This window comes from Neotamlana laminarinivorans, assembly GCF_020523925.1.
GTDB lineage: Bacteria > Bacteroidota > Bacteroidia > Flavobacteriales > Flavobacteriaceae > Neotamlana > Neotamlana laminarinivorans.
In genome coordinates, this window is sequence record NZ_JAJAPW010000001.1 from 1 (window position 1) to 20806 (window position 20806).

14 protein-coding genes and 1 pseudogene are annotated in these 20806 nt (G+C 32.3%); 7 read left to right on the forward strand and 8 right to left on the reverse strand.

Annotated elements, in window-relative coordinates; translation table 11 throughout:
- On the forward strand, positions 1 to 203 hold a 203-nt coding region (locus LG649_RS00005), incomplete at its 5' end, for a hypothetical protein (protein ID WP_317197642.1).
- Positions 204 to 222: 19 nt separating this feature from the next.
- On the opposite strand, the gene LG649_RS00010 is transcribed toward LG649_RS00005, so the two are convergent.
- The 7 genes from LG649_RS00010 to LG649_RS00040 form a co-directional block, all read right to left on the reverse strand.
- Positions 223 to 738, reverse strand: coding sequence for a hypothetical protein (locus LG649_RS00010; RefSeq protein ID WP_226539454.1), 516 nt, complete (start codon positions 736 to 738; stop codon positions 223 to 225).
- A complete protein-coding gene (locus LG649_RS00015; protein WP_226539456.1) occupies positions 728 to 1939 on the reverse strand; it encodes a hypothetical protein in 1212 nt (403 codons plus the stop codon). Before LG649_RS00015 ends, LG649_RS00010 begins: the two co-directional genes overlap by 11 nt.
- Positions 1939 to 4137, reverse strand: coding sequence for a type II secretion system protein GspD (locus tag LG649_RS00020; protein ID WP_226539458.1), 2199 nt, complete (start codon positions 4135 to 4137; stop codon positions 1939 to 1941). The genes LG649_RS00015 and LG649_RS00020 overlap by 1 nt, the downstream gene beginning before the upstream one ends.
- Positions 4138 to 4157: 20 nt before the next feature.
- Complete coding sequence (locus LG649_RS00025) at positions 4158 to 5228, reverse strand: tail fiber protein (RefSeq protein WP_226539460.1); 1071 nt, start codon at positions 5226 to 5228, stop codon at positions 4158 to 4160.
- Positions 5229 to 5237: 9 nt separating this feature from the next.
- Entirely contained in the window at positions 5238 to 6422 is a 1185-nt protein-coding gene (locus LG649_RS00030; protein WP_226539462.1) for a hypothetical protein, read from the reverse strand.
- A gap of 4 nt (positions 6423 to 6426) precedes the next feature.
- Positions 6427 to 7836, reverse strand: a complete 1410-nt coding sequence (locus LG649_RS00035) for a GspE/PulE family protein (RefSeq protein WP_226539464.1) — start codon at positions 7834 to 7836, stop codon at positions 6427 to 6429.
- A gap of 491 nt (positions 7837 to 8327) precedes the next feature.
- Positions 8328 to 8747, reverse strand: a complete 420-nt coding sequence (locus tag LG649_RS00040) for a type IV pilin-like G/H family protein (protein ID WP_226539473.1) — start codon at positions 8745 to 8747, stop codon at positions 8328 to 8330.
- A 220-nt stretch (positions 8748 to 8967) separates the two neighbouring features.
- Between LG649_RS00040 and LG649_RS00045 the strand changes: the two genes are divergently transcribed.
- The 6 genes and pseudogenes from LG649_RS00045 to LG649_RS00070 all read left to right on the forward strand — a co-directional run bounded on the left by LG649_RS00045 (position 8968) and on the right by LG649_RS00070 (position 19536).
- Positions 8968 to 12081: an RHS repeat domain-containing protein gene (locus tag LG649_RS00045; protein ID WP_226539475.1), complete on the forward strand. Its 3114-nt coding sequence runs from the start codon at positions 8968 to 8970 to the stop codon at positions 12079 to 12081.
- A gap of 218 nt (positions 12082 to 12299) precedes the next feature.
- Positions 12300 to 17015, forward strand: coding sequence for a DUF6443 domain-containing protein (locus LG649_RS00050; protein ID WP_226539478.1), 4716 nt, complete (start codon positions 12300 to 12302; stop codon positions 17013 to 17015).
- 2 nt (positions 17016 to 17017) lie between these two features.
- Positions 17018 to 17527 carry a hypothetical protein gene (locus LG649_RS00055; RefSeq protein WP_226539480.1) on the forward strand — a complete coding sequence of 170 codons (510 nt, stop codon included), beginning with the start codon at positions 17018 to 17020 and terminating at the stop codon, positions 17525 to 17527.
- Positions 17528 to 17911: 384 nt separating this feature from the next.
- Positions 17912 to 18514, forward strand: a complete 603-nt coding sequence (locus LG649_RS00060; protein ID WP_226539482.1) for an REP-associated tyrosine transposase — start codon at positions 17912 to 17914, stop codon at positions 18512 to 18514.
- 224 nt (positions 18515 to 18738) lie between these two features.
- A pseudogene (locus tag LG649_RS00065) lies at positions 18739 to 19320 on the forward strand (transposase).
- Positions 19321 to 19338: 18 nt separating this feature from the next.
- Positions 19339 to 19536 carry a hypothetical protein gene (locus tag LG649_RS00070; RefSeq protein WP_226539484.1) on the forward strand — a complete coding sequence of 66 codons (198 nt, stop codon included), beginning with the start codon at positions 19339 to 19341 and terminating at the stop codon, positions 19534 to 19536.
- Positions 19537 to 20020: 484 nt separating this feature from the next.
- Here the strand turns inward: LG649_RS00070 and LG649_RS00075 are convergent, their stop codons facing one another.
- A complete protein-coding gene (locus LG649_RS00075; RefSeq protein ID WP_226539486.1) occupies positions 20021 to 20695 on the reverse strand; it encodes a response regulator in 675 nt (224 codons plus the stop codon).
- Positions 20696 to 20806 lie beyond the last annotated feature (111 nt).

Below are 20806 nucleotides of genomic sequence, written 5' to 3' on the forward strand. Positions count from 1 at the left end.
CACCCTTGAAGTTAGAACGCGCCTGCATATACCCCAAAGATATCCAACGAATAACCGGTCGAACAGAACGCTACGGCCGTAAGTTATTATCTAAAATTAAGCAGCACTTTAATAAGGAGCCACATCAGTTTATTACCATCAAAGAGTTCGCCGAGTATAGTGGTATTAATGAAGACGTAATAAAAGAATATATAATGGATTAAAATATAGTAAATACTTTAATCAACGTTCAAAGGTTTTTAATAAAACGTGTGCAAGTAAATACTTTTGTCCAGTCCTGAAATTTTTCTTTACTTCAAAATGTATATTTATAACTTCTCCTAATTTGGTATGCTGTTCTATATTATAAATCAATGTCATAATCGAGTTATAATTACCGTTTAAAGTAAATTTAAATACTTTAACAGTTAAATTGTTGTCTCGTGTAATATGAGGTTCATTAAACTCTACAATAGAAAATTCGTGACTATCAGCATATCTGTTAATGGTGTTCAAAAGGCTATGTTGTATAGAATGCTCATTAAGTTGATATTTGGTTAATAAAGAATCATAATACTTTTGTTTCTGTTTTAACAAAAATATTTGATGGGGTGTATTCTCAAATAGGGTTTCACTTTGTACTAATTTTTCATGAGTATAAACTAAGTTTATGGTTTTAGAAAAGGCAAATTTATAACATAAAAACAGGGTTATAATAAACCCCGAAACGGCTAATATGATTCTGTTTCTATTTGTCATTAATTAGTATTTTGATACCAAATGAAGAATGGTTTTTATTTTGATCACTGTAATGAAGTATCTCTAATTGTTTTACCCATTCTAAATTTTCTAAAGTGTTTATCCATTGGGAAAAGGCATTGCTAGAATGCGAGTCTCCAAAAACCAAAACAGACCCATAGTGAACCGCTATAGGTCGATTTACTTTGATAGTTTTTTGTAAGGGTTGATAATTGAGTTCCCTTAATAGAATACTTGAAGGCAAACTTGTAGTAATAGCATTTATATAAAATGAACTTTTTGAGACTTTACTTTTTAAAACATCATCTATCATGACTTTAGATTTTTCTACTTGTGCATTTAGTTCTAGTAATTTGGTTTTGCTAGCTTCATTAACTTGTAATGTTTGTTCTAAATGATTGTTTTTTTGGAAATAATGATTAAAAATTAAAAAGTTGAGTAATAAGCTTAAGAGAATAAACCCTAAACTAGATTTTAAAAATACGTTTAAAAACCGCTCTCTGCTAAAACGATTATACAATGTAGAATTAAGAACTGTTAGATTTGATAAAACATCATGAAGCCCTAGATACAAATGTAAAGCACTAAACAAGGAGAGTATGTGTTTGCTAGAGCTGCTTAAGCCATTAATGTTATAAGAATAGGCCTTAGAAGGATTTGATGTTATTTCTAATAAAGGCGAAGTGTGAAGATTAATTTTAGAATTCGAAGTATAAATAAAAGGATCTTCAATAAATTCACTGTAATTAATTAAATGCGTATGTCCTAAGGATACACTAAAAGGGTGAAGGTTTAAAGATGTAAGCTCGTTTATAATATCGTTTACGTAGGTTTTTCTGCATATAGAAACAAGAGCGTGTTGTAAATGTTTTGGTTGTGAGATCTCATAGTAAAAAGACTCCAAATCAATATTAGGAAATACTTGGTGTATGAGTTCTTCAGCGTTTAAATGTTTACCATGAGTTATGGGTTTAGTAAGTACTTGTTTAGTATTTATAACTAAATAAAAGGGCTTTTTAAAAATACCAGCGGTGTTTAACTCTTCCTTGGTATTACAAGTCCCTGTGTTTACAATGTCTAAAGTGTTCTTTACTTTTTTTAAAACACTAAAATGGTAGATATCCTTATGGGTATTGGTTGTTAATTCAATGCCAATAAATCTTTTTTTAAAAAGTATTAATGTTTTTAGTTGTTGTATCATTAATATATAACCGTAGGTTTTATTAATACGGTTAATTTTGCTTTCGAGTCGGTGCGACTACGTTCACTAAATAACCATTTTATTATAGGTATTCTTGCTAAAAATGGAACGCCTGATCCGGCGTCATTTTTTTCACGTTCTTCTAAACCGCCTAAAACGACTATGTCCTGGTCTTTAACACGAATAATAGAGGTAAACTCTCTAGAGTTTAAGTCAGGCGGAGCATCTTCTGCAACGCGAGTACCAAAACTAGATTGTACTACAAATATCTCTAATGTAACTTGTCCGTCTCCAGAAACCATAGGCTTAATGGTTAAACCTAATTCAGCGTCTATGGGTTGATAGTTCGTAATTTCGGAAGTTTGAGGATTATCAATACCATAAATATTTGTTTGGGTTACCGCATAGTAGGAGGTTTGGCCATTACTGAATGTAGCACGATGCCCATTTAATGTAGATAATTTGGGAGTTGAGCGTACTTTAATGTTTCCATTACTTTCCATGGCCTTTATGGTTGCTGAGAAATTAGGGACAACACTTCCTATATTTACAAGCCCAAAACCATCAAAACCATTTAAAATTTTATTGATAGTTGTCGACCCCAAAGTTAAATTGGCATTAGGGAAGAGGCTGCCTTGAGTTTCAGTTGCACTTTCTCCTATATTCCAACTCACACCAGTTTCTAAGGTAGCCGTTTTATTTACTTCTATTATCATAACCTCAATTAAAATTACAGGTACTGGCTTGTCTATTTTATTTATGAATGCTTTTAAACGCTCAATTTTGCCACTTGGACCGTTAACGTAAAAGCTATTTAATTCAAAATCAACTTTTATATCTAAATCTGCCGTAATTTCATCAGGAAGAACACTAAGTAAGGCTTCTGCTTTACTTGATGCATTGTTGAAAGTATTAGTATTAACATTTAAAGTACGCCGACTATTGTTGCTTAAGTTATTACTGTTTGTATATAGGTTAGAATTGTTATTAGTATTAAAAGAGTTACTATTAGCAGAACTATAGCCATTAGTGTAATTGTTATAAGTGCTTTGACTATTTGTTCTCCCAGCTGTTCTGTTTGTAGATGAAGCCCCATCGGGATTACTTAGCAATTCTACTGAACGATGTTGTAAATGTATAATATCTACAGATCTTACACTCAACTGATTTTCTGTTCCAAAAAAATAGGTGTCATTTTCTTTCTTAAAGGTGAAGGCTGCATTAGAAACGTCCGCATTGGAGGTGGTAGGATTGTTTTTATTATTACCACGGGTGCTTTTAGTTGGTGTATTATTTTGATGAGCCTGTGTTTCAAAAATTTTAACCAATAAATCATCAAAAGTAATAGATTTTGTTTTAAAGGTAATATTACCAGCGTGTTTTAAAGGAGTTGCTGTAAATACATTAAGATTTAATGCTTTACTCAAGTTGTTTATAATACGGCTAATAGGTGTATTATTAAAGTTAACTTCTAAAAGTTTAGTATAAGAATTTAGAATTTTGTATTCATTTTCGTTTTTATTAAAATGATTTGATAAATTGTTATTGGCTGCCTCTGTACTTTCAAATACATAAAAGTTGTCTTTAGTTTTTGTAACAATTAATGTATTTGCTAAAGCTAAGTTTTCCATGGCAACATCAAACGGCATATCTTTTATGTAGCTCGTAATAGTTTTATTTTCTAAACCAGGAGTAAAGACTAGGTTTTTACCAGATTCGTCTGTAATACGCTTAAAAACATCATAAAGTTTATCATTTTTTGCATCAATACTAAGCGTTGAAGTACTAGGGGTATACGTAACAGGAATAATATGTTTTTGCGGTGGTAAGGCTTCCGGAACATACTTTTTGATGGATAATATATTTCCGGTAAAATCAATGGTGAGATTATACTCTTTACATAAAAAAAGTAATAAGTCTGCTACGGTTACATTAGAGAAATTGTTTACAATAGAAATTTGATTAAGTTCTGGTGTTAAATTTAAATTGACTTTATGAACATTTGAAATGCCTAATAAAAAATTGGATAACGATACATTAGCTACGTTTATCTCTGATTTAACAGACTCATTTAACCCCGAGTTATCGACAGCCAAAGCGTCTAGTTGATTTTTTATAGTATGTAAACGAGCCTGATTATGTTGTGAAAAACAAGATCCTATTATTAAAAAAAATAAAAATTGCAGTAACTGCTTCATAAATGGAGTTAAGTAGGTTTTTAATTGCTTTTTTGTATAATTAAATTTAGTTTTTGTTCTAAAGCTTCAATTCTTATGGTGTTTGTTTTTAATGTTTTATTTTCAGTTTCTAATTCTTTAATACGTTTTTCTTGCTCTATGGTGTAAAGTGTAAGTTCTTCTATTTTCTGTAGTAGTTTTGTGCTTATTTCTGCGACTAGCATACCGTTAATTTGCATTTCCTTAGCAGAAGGGATTTCAGGTAAATGTTTGTATTCTTTTATAAAAAGTTCTAAATTTTTAAGAGAGCGTAAATGATAATCATTATCAAAAACAAAATCGGCTCCCGCAGTGGCTGTAACTTTTACTTCTTGAGCATGGATAAGTCCTTTTACAGTTAATGGGGAATCTGGTGATATTGTGCCTATACCAACATAACCATTATCACCTGGGGTTAATATAATATTCCCAGAATTGTTTGCTGAAGCATCAATTTTAATTTGATTTACCATAGCATTACTACTAATATCAAAAGTCCTTTTGTAATCATTGTAATTGGAATGAATGCTACCATAAAAAGATTCACTATTATCAAAACCATAAACTCTTAATTCACTTCTATTTCCATTATTTGATGCTCCAGATCCTAAATATAAGTTTCCTGAATCGATATCTAACGATACACTTGGTGTAGTAGTACCTATACCAATATAGCCTGTTATACTACTTATAAACATTCTAGAGGTAGTGGCATCAGAGAAAGTAGAGAGTCTGTCTGTTCTAAAATCTAGACCATAATTGTATGAATATTTTGATTGACCAACATAAGCACAATCATAATTTGTGTTACTTCCTAACCACCTATGAAATTTTATTCCGGCGGTACCATGTTCACTCCATGATCCAAATTGAGCTCCTATTTTATGTGTTGTACTATAGTTATAAACAGTATTAGCAACAGATATAGATTCATCAGTGCCTTGTAAGGCAAATAATGTTGCAGGATTAGTAGTTCCTATACCAACATTACCATTATCTGGAAACGTATTTTGAGCGGATATTAAAAATGGAACTAAAATTGTTAATACGGTTTGTGTAATTTTTAATTTCATAATATAAAATTATTGGTTTAATAAAGCTTCTAATTTTAATAATCGTGCTTCTAAATCTTTATTAATATTTTGTTGTTTTACCAGTTCTTTTTTTAGAGATAATGTTTGTTTGTCTTGTTCTATGGCGTAAAGTGTTAGCTCTTCTATTTTTTGTAAAAGTTTAGCATCCATTTCTCCTAAAAGTATACCGTTTTTTGCAACTTCTATGGCACTTGGTATATCTTTTAAATGTCCTTTTTCTTTAATATGTTGCTCTACTTGTTTTAAAGTTGGTAGGTTATAGTTTTCATAAAAAACAAAATCGCTCCAGGTTAATGATGAATTTTCAACCTTTACTTCTTGGGCGCCAATTGTACCTTTTACAGCTAATTTATAATTATTGGGATTGTTTGAAAGATCTGTACCAATACCTAGATTACCATTGGTAAGAGCCATTTGAATGTCAGAAGTATTACCCCAATATTGACTTCCAGAATGAGGATCTCTTTCCCACCATGTTTTTGTGTTTATTCCTGGTGACATAAAAGAATTATCTACACTTAAACCATTATGATGCCTTGCAGTTAACCAATCAGATCCATTAGCATCTCTTACAAACCATTCATTTCTCATGACATGATTACTAATAGTACTAATACTATTAATTGTTAAAATTTGAGAGTCTCCTTGACTTGCTCCCAAAGAATTTGATTCATGAATATTTAGTTTTGCATTAGGGTTACCCGTACCAATCCCTATATTTCCTGAGTTTTTGATAAATAAATGTGATTGAGTTGTTGTGCTAGTTTCATCCGTTGAAGTGGAAAAAGCCCAACCATCAGAATCTGTATAAGCTATTAGATTGCCATAATATTCGTTGTTAAGTCCTCTTTTTTGTATAAAGAAGGAACCAATTCCATCTGGTGTTTCAGTTTGAAATATTTGAGTTTGAAAATGATTACCAATACTTACGTCAGGAGATTTCATTCTAATTACTGATCCATCGTATGAGCTTTCCGTACTACTCCCATCTAATTCTAATATTGCTTGTCCGGCATTTGTGATTTTTATAATCCCACCATTAACATGAAGTTTTGCGTTTGGGGTTAAAGTGCCAATACCTACATTGTCATTATCAGGAAAAGTATTTGTTTGGGCATAAAAAAAGCTTGTAATTAGCGCTAAGATTAAAATTAATAAGTTGTTCCTTTTCATAATGTTAGTTAATTAATAATGAGTAAACTTCTTCTATAGAGGTAACACCTTGTTCAATTAACATTAAGGCGTTTTTTTGTAAGGTTGTTATATTATATGTATTCAAATAAGGATCTATTTCTAAATCATTGTTCTTTATATGTGGTATTAATGTCTTGGTAACAGGTATAATTTCATAAATAGCTTTTCTGCCCTTATAGCCTGTATAGTGGCAATGGCTACAGCCCATTGCTGTATAATGCTTGGTTAAGGTTTTTGGTATATTAAAATGTTGGGGAAAGGCTGCTTGAGTTACCGTGGTTTCTTGTTTGCAATCCTCGCATAATTTTCTAACCAAACGTTGGGCGACACTAACGTTTAAAGTGCTTGCAATTAAAAAAGGGGGAATACCCATATCTATTAAACGAGACACAGTAGCCCATGCCGAATTTGTGTGTATGGTAGATAAAACTAAATGTCCTGTTAATGCAGCACGAATGGCCATGTTTGCAGTTTTAACATCCCGAATTTCACCAACCATAATTACATCGGGGTCTTGTCTTAAAAACGTACGTAATGTACTAGCAAAATCTAAGCCTATATTTTCTTTTAGTTGTACTTGATTTATACCTTCTAAAGTATATTCAATGGGATCTTCAATGGTTAGTATATTGGTTTGGTCGTCATTTAGTAGTTTTAAAGTAGCATATAGGGTGGTGGTTTTTCCAGAGCCTGTTGGGCCAGATATTAAAACTATGCCATTGGGTTTTTTTATACTTTCGGTATAAGCATTAAGTTCTTGTTTTGTAAAGCCTAAACCTTTTAAATCAATATGATCTGCATCCTTGCTTAAAATACGTAATACTATTTTTTCGCCATGTAAGGTGGGTAATGTTGAAACACGAATATCAAAAGCTTCATTAAGGTTTTTAAAACTTATTCTTCCATCTTGAGGCAAGCGTTTTTCAGAAATATCTAAATGAGCTTTAATCTTTAATTTATTAATAATTACTGGATATTCTGAGGCGTTAATTATAAATTGTGCTTTTAGTTTTCCGTCAATACGGTAGCGCACCCTACATGTGTTTTCAAAAGGTTCAAAATGAATATCACTACTACCAATTTGTTTGGCTTTTAAAAGCAATTTTTCTAAAAAATCTGTGGTAAAGTGTAGGTTTTCTTCTTTGGTATCTTTTTTTACCCTAAAATTGGTAGCTAGGTATTGTTTTACAAGTTCGGTATCTTCAAGTTCTAATTGTACGTTTTTACCTAAAATAATTTCCAATTCCTGTTGCAACGAACTGTTAACATAATCGGTTTTAAAAATTATGGTATCATTTTTAAGGGCAGAGGGAACAATATTATAGGCGTACGCTTGCTCACTACTTATTAGCTGAGTTAAATGGGTGTCAATATTAAAATTTGGAGTGCTCATAATCCTAATATTGATATAAATTATTAATGATTCCACCCCAAAAGGCTAAGAAAGTAAAATTATAAAACAAACTCATGTAACCTGCTAAAGGTACATTCTTATGCTTTTGATGCTTTGAAGCAAAAAGATGTAAAGTCAAAGAAAATACTAGAGAACTAGTAAATAAAACGATAAACGAAATAGAAGCACTACTAGTACAAAGGGCAAAAAAGATTAAAATATCACCAAGACCAATAACATCTTTAAAGTTACGTTTTAATTTTAGTTTAGTATATAGAAAAATGACGCCTAGAAGAATAAATACTACTAGCAAATTAAGAAATACTGCACTAAAAAAAAGTTCAGCTAGGGTGCTGGTATAAAATATAATACCAAAGCAAATGCCAACTACAGGAAATAAGAACCAATATACTAATCTCGTTTTTAAATCTTGGTAAGTTATACACGTAAGTGTTAGTAGTAATATTAATTTTATAAAGATCATTAAAAATTTAGTCTTTTACAGTTTGTTTAGGGGTGCCGTTTTCATCAATTTCCCAGACATTAAAAATACCGTCTCCATCAAAATCGGTAATGGCAGTAGCTCTAACTTTAAAGCTGTTATTGTCTGCATTTATAATATCGTAATTATAGTTGCTTGTTCCATTCTCGTTTACAGTTTTTGGGGGAGTAAAGTCAATTTCATTTAGGTCTGTAGCATATTTACTGTACATAAACCTATAACTAGTTTGCGAGTTGTAAATGTATTTTAACTGCGTTTGGGCTTCAATACTTTTAGCTTTACTTATTAAGGGCATTAAATTGGGTAAAGCAAGTAATAATAGTATACCAATAATTACCAGTACAATAAGCACTTCTTGTAAATTATAGCTGGGTATTTTAACTAAAAGTGATTTATGCTTTAAGCTCATATTTATAAAATTTATAGGCAGAAAAATAGTAGTAATCTTAATAAATCAAATGTATTTATATGTAACTGAACCCAGCTAAGGTTTAAGCTTATTTTCAGTAAGGTTTATAATGGGGTTTATTTTAAGAATCTAAAAGTTTATCCTTATTAAATTAACGGTATAGCCTTAGTGAGGCGTGTTAAGTTTTTTAGAAATTTACCCTAGAATAAAATGTGTTTTTATGAATTCTAAATTATTACTAGTCCTAATTATTTTAGTTGGTAAAATTGTGATGGCTCAGGATTTGCCTGAAATTGTGCCACCATCCCCTAGAGCTGAGACATTTCATATATATGGAGATGTTCCAGTAAGTTATAATACAGGTGTGCCAGATATTTCTATTCCACTATATACTATTGAATCTGATGGTATTACAGTTCCTATTGTTTTAAGATACCATATCAGTTCTATTAAACCTGGTGCAGATAATAGCAATATAGCTTTTGGTTGGACTCTAGATGTAGGTGGTAGAATTTCTAGAACTGTAAATCAATGGCCTGATGAATATGTTCCAAGACCTAACACATTTAAACTCACAAATGACTTAGACGTTTTAGATGAAAATGATTTTAGTTATTTACATCTAGCATCCGGGAATAATGGGCCTGTTTTTGATACCCAATATGATATGTTTACTTATTCTTTTTTAGGTGAGCACGGTAACTTTATAATGAATAATCAAGAAGATATAAATGGTAATAGTAACATAACTATACATCAATTAATAGAAAGTCCAAAAAAAGTATCATTAAATATGGCATCGAATACAGATTTTCCTGCCGCGGGTAATAATACATCTATTGATTACTTTAAAATTGTTAAAGGTACAGGTCAAACATATTATTTTGGCGAAAATAAAAACTATGAGGTGGTCGAGTTGGGCAGTGAATGGGGTAGGTCTCCTTCTAGTTGGCTTCTTACGCGTGTTATATCGGCAGATAAATCAAGTACTATTGATTTTACATATGATACCGTTCCACTATATTATGTAAGTTCCTATGTCTGGGCAGATATAGGAAGTGCCTCTCCTAATGATGACCGTCACAAGCTTAATAACCATTATGCACAAGCTTTAGATGCTTATTGTAGTTCTGATTATATTAATGACAATTCAATTAGTTACGAAGTAAAAACTATAAAAGAAATTAGTTTTAATAAAGGAAGAGTTGTTTTTAATCTGTCTACAGACAAAAAAAGGATTAATAGTATTGAAGTTAGAGATAATGATAATGTGTTAATTAAAACAGTGAGTTTTACCCGTTCCTATTTTTCGAGTCAAAACGCATATGAAAGATTAGATAAGGTAGATATAAATAATCAAAATGGTTTAGGAATTAAGACTTATGAATTTGAGTACTTCGACTATGGGTTGCCTAAGGAGAACCAAACAGATTTTTGGGGTCATTTTAATGGAAAAGATAATTTTTCTTACGATAGAGAAATAAGGAATTATCCTAATGAATATGGAAGTCAGTTTTTCTGTCAAACAGCATCTAACGAAAAAGATGCTTCGTTAAATCATTCCAAATCTTATGTACTAAACAAAATTATTTATCCTACTGGAGGGGTAACAGAGTTTGATTATGAATTGAATGAATTTATAGGAACAACAGGGCTAATACCTTTGACTTCATCAACAATAAAAGGAGGGGGATTGCGTGTTAAAAGTATCATTAATAAAACAGACGAAACTTCTCAAAACATAGTTAAAACTTATGAGTATACCCCAAGAGTTTTTAATACTCAAACACCAAAAAGTCCTTTAAACCCCTATAATTATACTACAACTAGTTATTTTATGCATGAGGTTCCAGTATCTGATTATGCTTCTTATTATGATAGGTATAGAAGTCGCAGATTTTCACATAATTTTAATAGTGGTTTAGATACCCAAATTAATTACGAAGAGATAACAGAATATCAAGGAAGTACTTTTTTGGATTCAAACATAGGTAAAACGGTTTACAATTATGAATATAGTATAGAAAATCAATATCTAAATAAAAATGTCTTAGATGATAGTTATGGCTGGTCTTTTGGTTCTGATCTAACAAATCAATTGGGTCTAGGTAGAAATAAGTTATGGTATCTATATGGTGCTTCGGGGGGCAAGTTAAAATCTACAGAATACTTTAAAAGTGATGGAAACTCTTATATTCCAATTAAAAAAGTAACTAACACTTATAATTACCTTCCAATAATAAATAGTTTCAAGAATTTAAATGTTGTATTGGTTTGTTCTTATGCACAAGCCGTTACTTCCTTAACAGGAGGGGCTCCTGATAGTTACTTAGATCAGTTTTATGCCAGAAAGAATGGAGAAGCTTTTTTTCGAGGAGATTCGGATCTCTTACCTGTTTTAGGCTGTTACGACAGTTTTATTTGCCAAAGCAGTGCAAATTTAATAAAACAAGAAGTTATAGAGTATCAAGATACAGACACTCCACTTATCACTACAACAGAGTATGCATATAATGATAAAGGCTTAGTAACAGAGCAAAGTACGGTTACAAGTAGAGGCGAAACACAAAAAACTAAAACAATTTACCCCGATGCAATACAAACAGCTTCTATCTTGAGTGATGGCAGCTCTATAGCTGGTGGAAATTTAACTACTTCGGCATATACAGCAGCTATAGGCATGCAGAAAGGTGGAGTATACCATCAACCAGCAACACCTATCCAAATAGAAACTTATAAAAAGGACGAGACTACAGAAACGCTATTATCAGTTCAACGAACAAATTTTAAAGTATGGGATCTAGATCAAGATAATATAATAAATGACATAGATGATGCTGTTTTACCAGAGTTCATAGAAACTTCTAAAGGAGAAAATGTATTGGAAGAAAGAATTGTATTTAAAGATTACTATGAAAACGGGAATGTAAAAGAGGTACACAAAACTGATGGTACTCACGTAGTTTATATATGGGGTTATAACCAAACCCAACCTATTGCAAAAATAGAAAATGTAACTTATGATGATATACAAAGTTATGTGGCTAACTTACAAAGCTTATCAGACGCCGATAACGATAATTGTTTAGATACAGAAAATTGTAATGAATCTGTTTTAAGGGAAGCCTTATCAGTTTTAAGAGCAAACCTCCCTGATACTGCGATGATGACTAGTTATACTTACAACCCTCTTATAGGCATAACTAGCACTACCGATGCCCGTGGCTATACAACATATTATGAGTATGACGATTTTAATCGTTTAGAGCAGGTAAAAGATGCCGAAGGTAATATCATCTCTAAAAGTGAATACCATTATAAAGGGCAACAATAAAATACCATACAGAAGCTGAATTTATGGGTTACTTGTAATAACCGAAAGTAGCATTTAACAGTAATAAATCATTAATACAAAAAAATAATAGGAGAAGAACTAAGTGGTTTTTAAAATAGAAGAAGTTACTCCTTTATCTCCAATAGTCCATCATTTAAAAGAATGTAGTAAACAGTTTAGAGTATTTTTTTAGTTGATTTTTAAATAAAATAGAAATTATGAGCATTAATAACTTAAATAAACACATACAAATTTTATTGGTATTTCTAATTCTAATAAATTTAAGTAATAAAATAGAAGCTCAAAATATAGTAGGTTCTAGTGAAGTAGAAATAGGAGAAACTACATTATACACTTTTCAAGATGCTAATGGAAATGCTTTTGATGGATATGATTTTGAGTGGTACATAGATGAGGGAGGAACAATAGTAGAGTCAGGTAATGAATATTATTATGATTTTAATGATCCGGATATTTCGGTAACTTGGAATACTACAGGAGTAAAATATTTACAGTTAGTTGTTTATGATAATTCTGGTAATTCTTATTACGATGAATTTCTTGTTATGGTAAATGAAGTTGCTATAGAACCCGACACCCCAACAGCGCCAACGGTGCAAAGCGTCAGTTGTGGAAGTACGGTTTTACAACGCGGTACACCCCCCACAGGGGTAACTTGGTATTGGCAAAGTTCAGCTACAGGTACAAGTACATCTAATTCGGCTAGTACTATTTCTCGTAGTACAGGAAATGTATATTACCTACGCGCAAAAAATACAGCTAATGATATCTGGAGTGAGTCCTCAAGCAGTATAACTTACACCGTAAATGCAAACCCAAGTACACCTAATACTCCAATAATAACTAAAAATTGTAACGAAACAGTATTAACTAAAGGCGAAGAACCCACTGGAATAACCTGGTTTTGGCAAAGTACTTCTACAGGAACAAGTACTTCAAATTCAGAGACATCCATTACCCTTACTAGTGGCACAGTATATTACTTAAGAGCACGAAATAATAGCACATTATGTTGGAGTAGTAATTCAAGAGAAATTAATTATACTATAGAGTCTAATACACAAATTTGGTATGCAGATTTTGATGAAGATGGTTTGGGAGACCCTAATAATTCCATTTCAAATTGTAGTCAACCTGAATATTATGTAGCAAATAATACCGACCAATGTCCAACACAATATGGCTCATCGGCTAATAATGGTTGTTTAGATTGTGATAATTTAAGTGATGAAAACTACGTTTATACCATTACACCAACCGAAGCGACTACAACAGTGTCTTCTTTATCAACTAATCAAAAAATTGAGGCGGTAGCATATTTTGATGGTTTAGGCAGACCTATTCAGAATATCGCAATTCGTGCGGGAGGGAATAGTGAAGATATTGTTACCCCAATAAGTTATGACAATTATGGTAGGCAAGATAAAGATTACCTGCCATACGCCAATACCAATAGTTGTTTGTCATATCAAGTCAATGCAGAAACCGATAGTAAGGCTTACTACTACAACGCCACCCGTTACGCAGACGATTTTACAGAATTAACCCTAGAGAGCATCAACCCATACTCCGAAAAACATTTAGAATCCTCGCCATTAAGCAGAGTATTAGAGCAAGCCGCTCCAGGCACCGATTGGGCATTAGATAAAGACACCGATTTAGACCATACCATAAAGTTTGAATACCAAGCCAATACCCACGATACCGCAAACCCAACCGATGCCGCAAACGATAACGTACGCTTATACGAGGTTAATTTTATAAACGATGAAACCGATAACCCAGAATTGGTGTTAAGTAGCACCAATAGCGGCTATTATTTAGAGGGCGAATTGTATAAAACCATTACAAAAGACGAAAACTGGACAAGCGGGAACAACCACACCACCGAAGAATTTAAAAACAAACAAGGTCAAGTGGTATTAAAACGAACATATAATGAAGCTATAGCTCACGACACCTATTACGTGTACGACGACTTTGGTAACCTCACCTATGTATTACCCCCAAAAGCCGAAGCCCAAACCGCATTACCCAGTACTACAGAGCAAGCAGAACTATGCTACCAATACAAATACGACCACAGAAACCGACTCATAGAAAAGAAAATACCAGGCAAAGACTGGGAATATATTGTTTACGATACTCTAGATAGGCCAGTACTAACCCAAGATGCCAATTTACGAGCCAGCTACCAATGGTTATTCACTAAGTACGATGTGTTTGGCAGAGTGGCTTACACGGGTATTTACACACATTCAAGTGAAAAAACTCAAGGCGAAATGCAAGACATTTTAAATGCCTTTTATACCACAAATACCAGTAATAATTTATACGAAAGCAAGCAAACACCCCAAGGCAGTTACCACTACTACAGTAGCCAAAGCTTTCCAAATACAAGTACAGAGCTATTAACAGTAAATTACTACGACGATTATAATTTTAATATCCCAACCCAAATAACCATGCCTACAGCGGTCTGGGAAACAGGCGATATAACCAGTAATACCAAAAGCTTAGCCACAGGAAGTAAAGTAAAAGTATTAGATACCAATACTTGGATAACCACCGTAACAGCCTACGATGCAAAAGCACGCCCAATATGGGTAGGTAGCCATAACGAATACCTAGAAACCACCGATATAGTAAAAAGCCAACTAGACTTTGTAGGTAAGCTAACCCAAAGTGTAAGCATCCATCGAAAAACTGGAGAAGACGATATTGTAGTAGAAGATAATTTCACCTACGACCACCAAGGGCGCCTACTAAGCCAAACGCAAAACCTGCGCGATACCGAGTTTGATTCGGCAACCAATTTAATATTAAACGATACCGCCACCAACAACCAAACCAGTTATACGGCAAGTAATAGCATAACCTTAATGCCAGGGTTTACCGCCTTACCAGGATTTACAGCAAAAATAGAAAGCACCACAGGAGTAAGCCCCGAGCTTATAGTATTAAACAGCTACGACGAGCTAGGGCAACTAGAAAACAAAAAAGTAGGAGGCGAGGCCGCAACCATAGTAGCAAACTCAACAGGATTACAAACCGCAGATTATGCTTATAATATACGCGGCTGGTTAAAGCAAATAAATAACCCTACAACATTAGGAACCGATTTGTTTGCCTTTAAAATTGGGTATAACGAAGGCGCAAATGCCCTTTATAATGGTAATATAAGCACTACCCAATGGAAAACAGCCAATACAGACAATAGTTTAAAAACCTATAATTACAGTTACGATGCTTTAAACAGAATAACAGGAGCTAAAGACGATACAGACCATTACAACTTAGGAGGATTTAGTGAAAATGGTACGTTAACAAACCCTGTAACTTATGATAAGAATGGTAACATACAATCTCTTATTAGAACAGGGCATGAAGATGAGTTAAACCCAACAACGTTTAATACTATAGACAATTTAAGTTATTACTATTACGGTAACCAACTACATGGGGTAACAGATGCTACAAGTTTTACTACAGGGTTTAAAGATGGCAATGCCTCAGATACTGTATTTAATAATGGTAACGACGATTATGAGTATGATGACAATGGTAACATGACCCAAGATTTAAACAAAGGCATAACCAACATAACTTACAACCATTTAAACTTACCAACCCAAGTAATAATTAACGATGGAAGTACTAATGTGGGCACAATTTTGTATTTTTACGATGCCACAGGCGTAAAACTAAAAAAAGAAGTGAGTACAGGAACAGCTACCGAATATGCAGGAAATTATATTTATGAAGATACCGGCTCGGGCAGTACCTTAAAATTCTTTAACCACCCCGAAGGGTATATAGAACCTAAAAACCCTAGCGATATATCGCAAGGATTTAATTATATTTACCAATACAAAGACCATTTAGGTAATATAAGGTTAAGCTACCAAGATACTGATGCCAACGGAAGTGTAACAAGTTCTGAAATATTAGAAGAAAACAACTACTATCCTTTTGGACTTGAACACAAAGGATACAATAATGTAGTGAATGGCACGGAACATCCTTACAAATTCGGAGGAAAAGAACACAATCAAGAACTTGGTTTAGATTGGTATGATTTTGGAGCAAGAAATTACGATGCAAGTTTAGGACGTTGGATGAATCTTGACCCATTAGCGGAGCAAATGAGAAGACATAGTCCATATAATTATGCTTTTAATAATCCTTTAGTTTTTACTGACCCAGACGGAATGGCGCCTTTTACGGATTTATTTGATAAAAATGGCACTAAAATTGGAGATGATGGAGTTGATAATGGAGTTAACGTAGTAGTGAATAATGAAGAACTAGTAGACCAAGTAAAAGATGTTTACAAAAAAGATGGGAAAGTAGATTTATTAGATGACCAATTCTCTTTTACAGGTTCTGATATTAGTTTCTTACCTAGTGATAAAGCTTTAGGAGAAGCTTTAAATGTGTTAGATAGGACGATTGAGAATGGAGGTTTAAGTGAGGAAAGCTCGTTAGTTTATAATAATGGACAAGTAGTGCAAGGTTCTCAAGGAGAAGCAATACAACTTGGAGTAGATAGTCACGCCAAAGCGAGTTTGCCAGGGCTTTTTCCAGGCACAACGCCAGCAGACGTAGAAGTGTCTATACATTCGCATCCAACAGAAGCAAAGGTGGTAGGTAATCAAGTTTTTGGAGGTAATGCCACAGTTGCTACGCAAGGACAAGGAGCAGACTCGGAAACCTTTGCTCAATATAGGACAAATATAATAGTTGGACCTTTAGGGCAAGCAACCGCTACTCAAGGAATTGACAAACAAACTGGTAGAAATGCTACAACCATTAATAAACCCAAAAACGGTGTGGTAATATATAATAATGGAGGAACAACACCATCTTTCCAATTTAGCCGTAGAACTGTGAATAAAATTATAGGTAATTAGGAATGAAAGAGATAAAGAGAATAATATTGTTTTTCTGTATTGTAAATGCTTCTATAGCGTATTCACAGAATAAAGATTTTAATTTTATCATATCAGTAGATAATGATTTAAGAAATATTTATGTAGATAAGTTTGTTGTAACTGACAAAGAAGGCAATAACCAGTCTGTAAGAGTTAATTATGTACAAGGTAATCTTTCTATCAAAGAGAGTGATTATAAAAAATTGACTTCTGATAACGTCACAAATATAAATTTGAATACTCGTTACGTCAAACAATGCGGAGATAATACAGAAACTTTTAATTATGACATAGAAAACTTTAAATTACCTTGGTTAACTAAAGGGAATCACTTTGTTTTATATATCTATGATACCACAAATAAGAAGTATAAAAAAATCTACGACCCTTTACCTGATAAGGATTTTACGTTTGAATATGATTGGAGCGAAGGCTCAATGCGTAGAGTTCAAAAGAAGTTGACGAAAGAACAAAAAAGATGTAATAAATAGTAATCTAAACCACCTTTAACGAGGTGGTTTTTTATTTATAAGCCTGTTGTGTTTTGTAGTCACGCAGACACATATCAATAAAATCAAAAATATACTTCTTCTTATCTTCCGAGAGATTAGAAATATCTTCGACACCCCCGCTCTGCGAAGTCTGTGACTTCGTAGCAATAAAATATAAAATGATAGATAAAAGCTTTTACAGGATGTAGAAGCTTTTTTATCCAGCTCTTCGAAGTTTGCAACTTCGAAGCATATATAATAAAAAGAATAGTAAATTTAATTAAGCTACATTTCAAGAAAGTGTAGTTTTATATTTTTTGTGGTTTTGAAATGATGAGAAGTTTTAAACTTCGCATAGCAACTATTATTTTTATATATTTAAATATGGAAACAGATGGTTACAAAATACGAGACCAAAGTAAACCGCATTATGTAACATTTACAGTTGTAAATTGGGTAGATGTATTTACGAGACAAGTTTATAAATATATTTTAATAGAAAACTTAAACTATTGCATTAAAGAAAAGGGAATGATTGTTTTTGGTTATGTTATAATGAGTAACCACCTTCATTTAATTGTTCAAAGCAGTATGAATGATTTATCTGGAGTTATTCGTGATTTTAAAAAGTATACAGCCAAAGCAATTATAAATAAAATAAAAGTAGATAGGGAAAGCAGACGCGAATGGATGCTGGAGTTATTTTCAAAAGCAACAGAAAGTCATGGTAGAAACAAAGCCTATCAATTTTGGAGATATGGTAATCATCCTGAAGAAATTTACAGTCAAAAATTTCTATGGTCTAAGTTAGATTATATGCATTTAAACCCAGTGCGAGCAGGATTGGTTGAAAAAGCGTCTCATTATAAATATTCAAGCGCATCAAACTATGTTTTTGGCGAAGGAGAATTAGACGTTTCACTCGTTGATAGTCCCGTTATTGATGTGCATAGCAACTCTAAATTCTGGAAAAGTATTGTTTGGTAATTGAAATCAAAATAAACATATTAAAAAACTAGGTTAAAAGGCACCCCCCCCGCTAGCGCTAGTTTATAACTAGTGCCGTCAAAGCTAGGTAAAGAACAGTAGCTACTTTAAAGACAGCATAGCATAAAGTTAAGAATAAACTACATTAGCTTTAGCATCACACAAAGAAGATAAAAAAACAAAAAGCTATGCCATTAAAGTATAGCTTTTTGTATGTTGTGATTATGAGCAGGAAATACAAGTTTAATAACAAGAGCGGTTTATATTTTATAAGTTTTGCCACAGTAAATTGGATAGACGTATTTACAAGGCAAGTATATTTTAATGTATTAACAGACAGTATAAATTATTGTAGAAAAGAAAAGGGAATGGAGTTCTATTGCTATTGTTTTATGCCAAGTCAAGCCTTTCCTGAGCGAAGTCGAAGGGTACATTTTATATTTCGGTCATCTAGAAACCAGCCATCAGAATTAATTCGTGATTTTAAAAGGCATATAGCTAAAAAAGTAATAGAAGCCATAGAGAGTAATCCACAAGAAAGCAGAAAAGAATGGCTGTTATGGATGTTTGAACGCGCAAGAAAAAAGAATGCAACAACAAGTAAATATCAATTTTGGCAACACCACAACAAACCCATTGAATTATGAAGCGAAAAAGTAATTAAACAAAAAATAGAATACATACATAATAATCCTGTAGCTAGTGGTTTTGTTACAAATGAAGTAGATTGGAAATATTCAAGTGCCAGAAATTTTCAAGAAGATCATACCATAATAGAAATAGATAATATTGGATTTTTGGCATAGATTAATAATAATATGAAGATGAAATTATCAGATAAATTTAGTTATAGTTTAATTGGATTAATGGCTTTGATTATTGGATATTATAAGATGAATACAGCTTTTGATAAGCCTGGTTATGAAGATTCCCGCAATTTTTTGTTAAATAGCTTTTACAAAGGTGTGGTAGAGGGAAAGGATTATGATAAAAAAATCATAATAACCCAACAATATATTTAAATAATGGGGTAAAGGTTATAACTAATGATTTTTGGAATATTATCAATTTAAAAGATTCTTTAGTCAAGAAAAAAGGTGAATTAATTATTCATGTTTATAGAGGTAAATCAGAGTTCATTCTTGATTATAAACCTGTTTTAAATGCTTTAAAAAACCTTAAAATAATGAATTAAATAGTCATTAATATTATCACACGCTAGCGCTAGTTTATAAATAGTGCTGTCAAAGCTTAATAACTTTCTACTCGCGCTATAGAGCAAAGGCTACGGCTAGTTTTCAACTAATAGCGTTATGAGTTAGAAAAAGAAATGTAATTAAATATTTTACAACTCTGTATGAACAAAAACAATTTTAAAAACTGTACAAGTACATTACCATAACAACTAAATTATTTGTTACTTAAAATAATTTATACTTGTACAGAATAAAACGGTTTTACTTAAAATGTAGTAGAACACATGTTTTTTAAATACGTAAATAAATTTTAAACAAAGCCTTTTTGTTTAGCACATTCAATTAACGCTCTATCGTCTTTTTTTGGCGTGTTAAAAATATCACGAAGTTGCCTTTTACGGCGCTCTATACCAGCAAGCGAAAGGTTAATTAATTTGGGCAAATCTTTCATTTTAGCCCCAACCGATAGGTGATAAAGTATATCTCTATCAATTTTATCTAAAACAATCTGGCTCGACATGTGGTTTCTAATAAGTTTAGTAACGGTTTTGCTGTAATAGGGAGTGTCGTTTAAAACATCGGTAATGGCTTTAATTAAATCTTGATTGTCAATATCGCTTTTAATTAAAAAAGCATCAGGATTTAAAGTTTTAAAAATATTATACAGCACATGGTTATCGTTAAGAGAGGTCATTACTATAATTTTAACATCTTGGTTTATAGCTTTAATTTTTAGGCCAATGTCTTCTCCAGAAAGCAATTTAGCATTTTGAGAGGGCGGTATACTAATATCTAAAATGGCTAAATCAAAAGGGTTAATAATAGCAGCATTATTAATTTTTAATTCAGCAGTATCACCATCATTAGCAGTTTGAATATTAAAAGAAACATTGAGCTTTAAAGCAACCTGTTGTAAGGTTAGTTTAAGAGCATTAACAATAATGGGATGATCGTCAAGAATCAAAGTATTAACTACGTTGTTCATATGATTTGGTTTGATATGTTATGGTTTGCAGGCTAACTTAAAAAAAAGTTAAAATTTAAAATAAGGAAAAACCATATTTTGACTAAGGTTATTGTGTTTTAACATAATTTT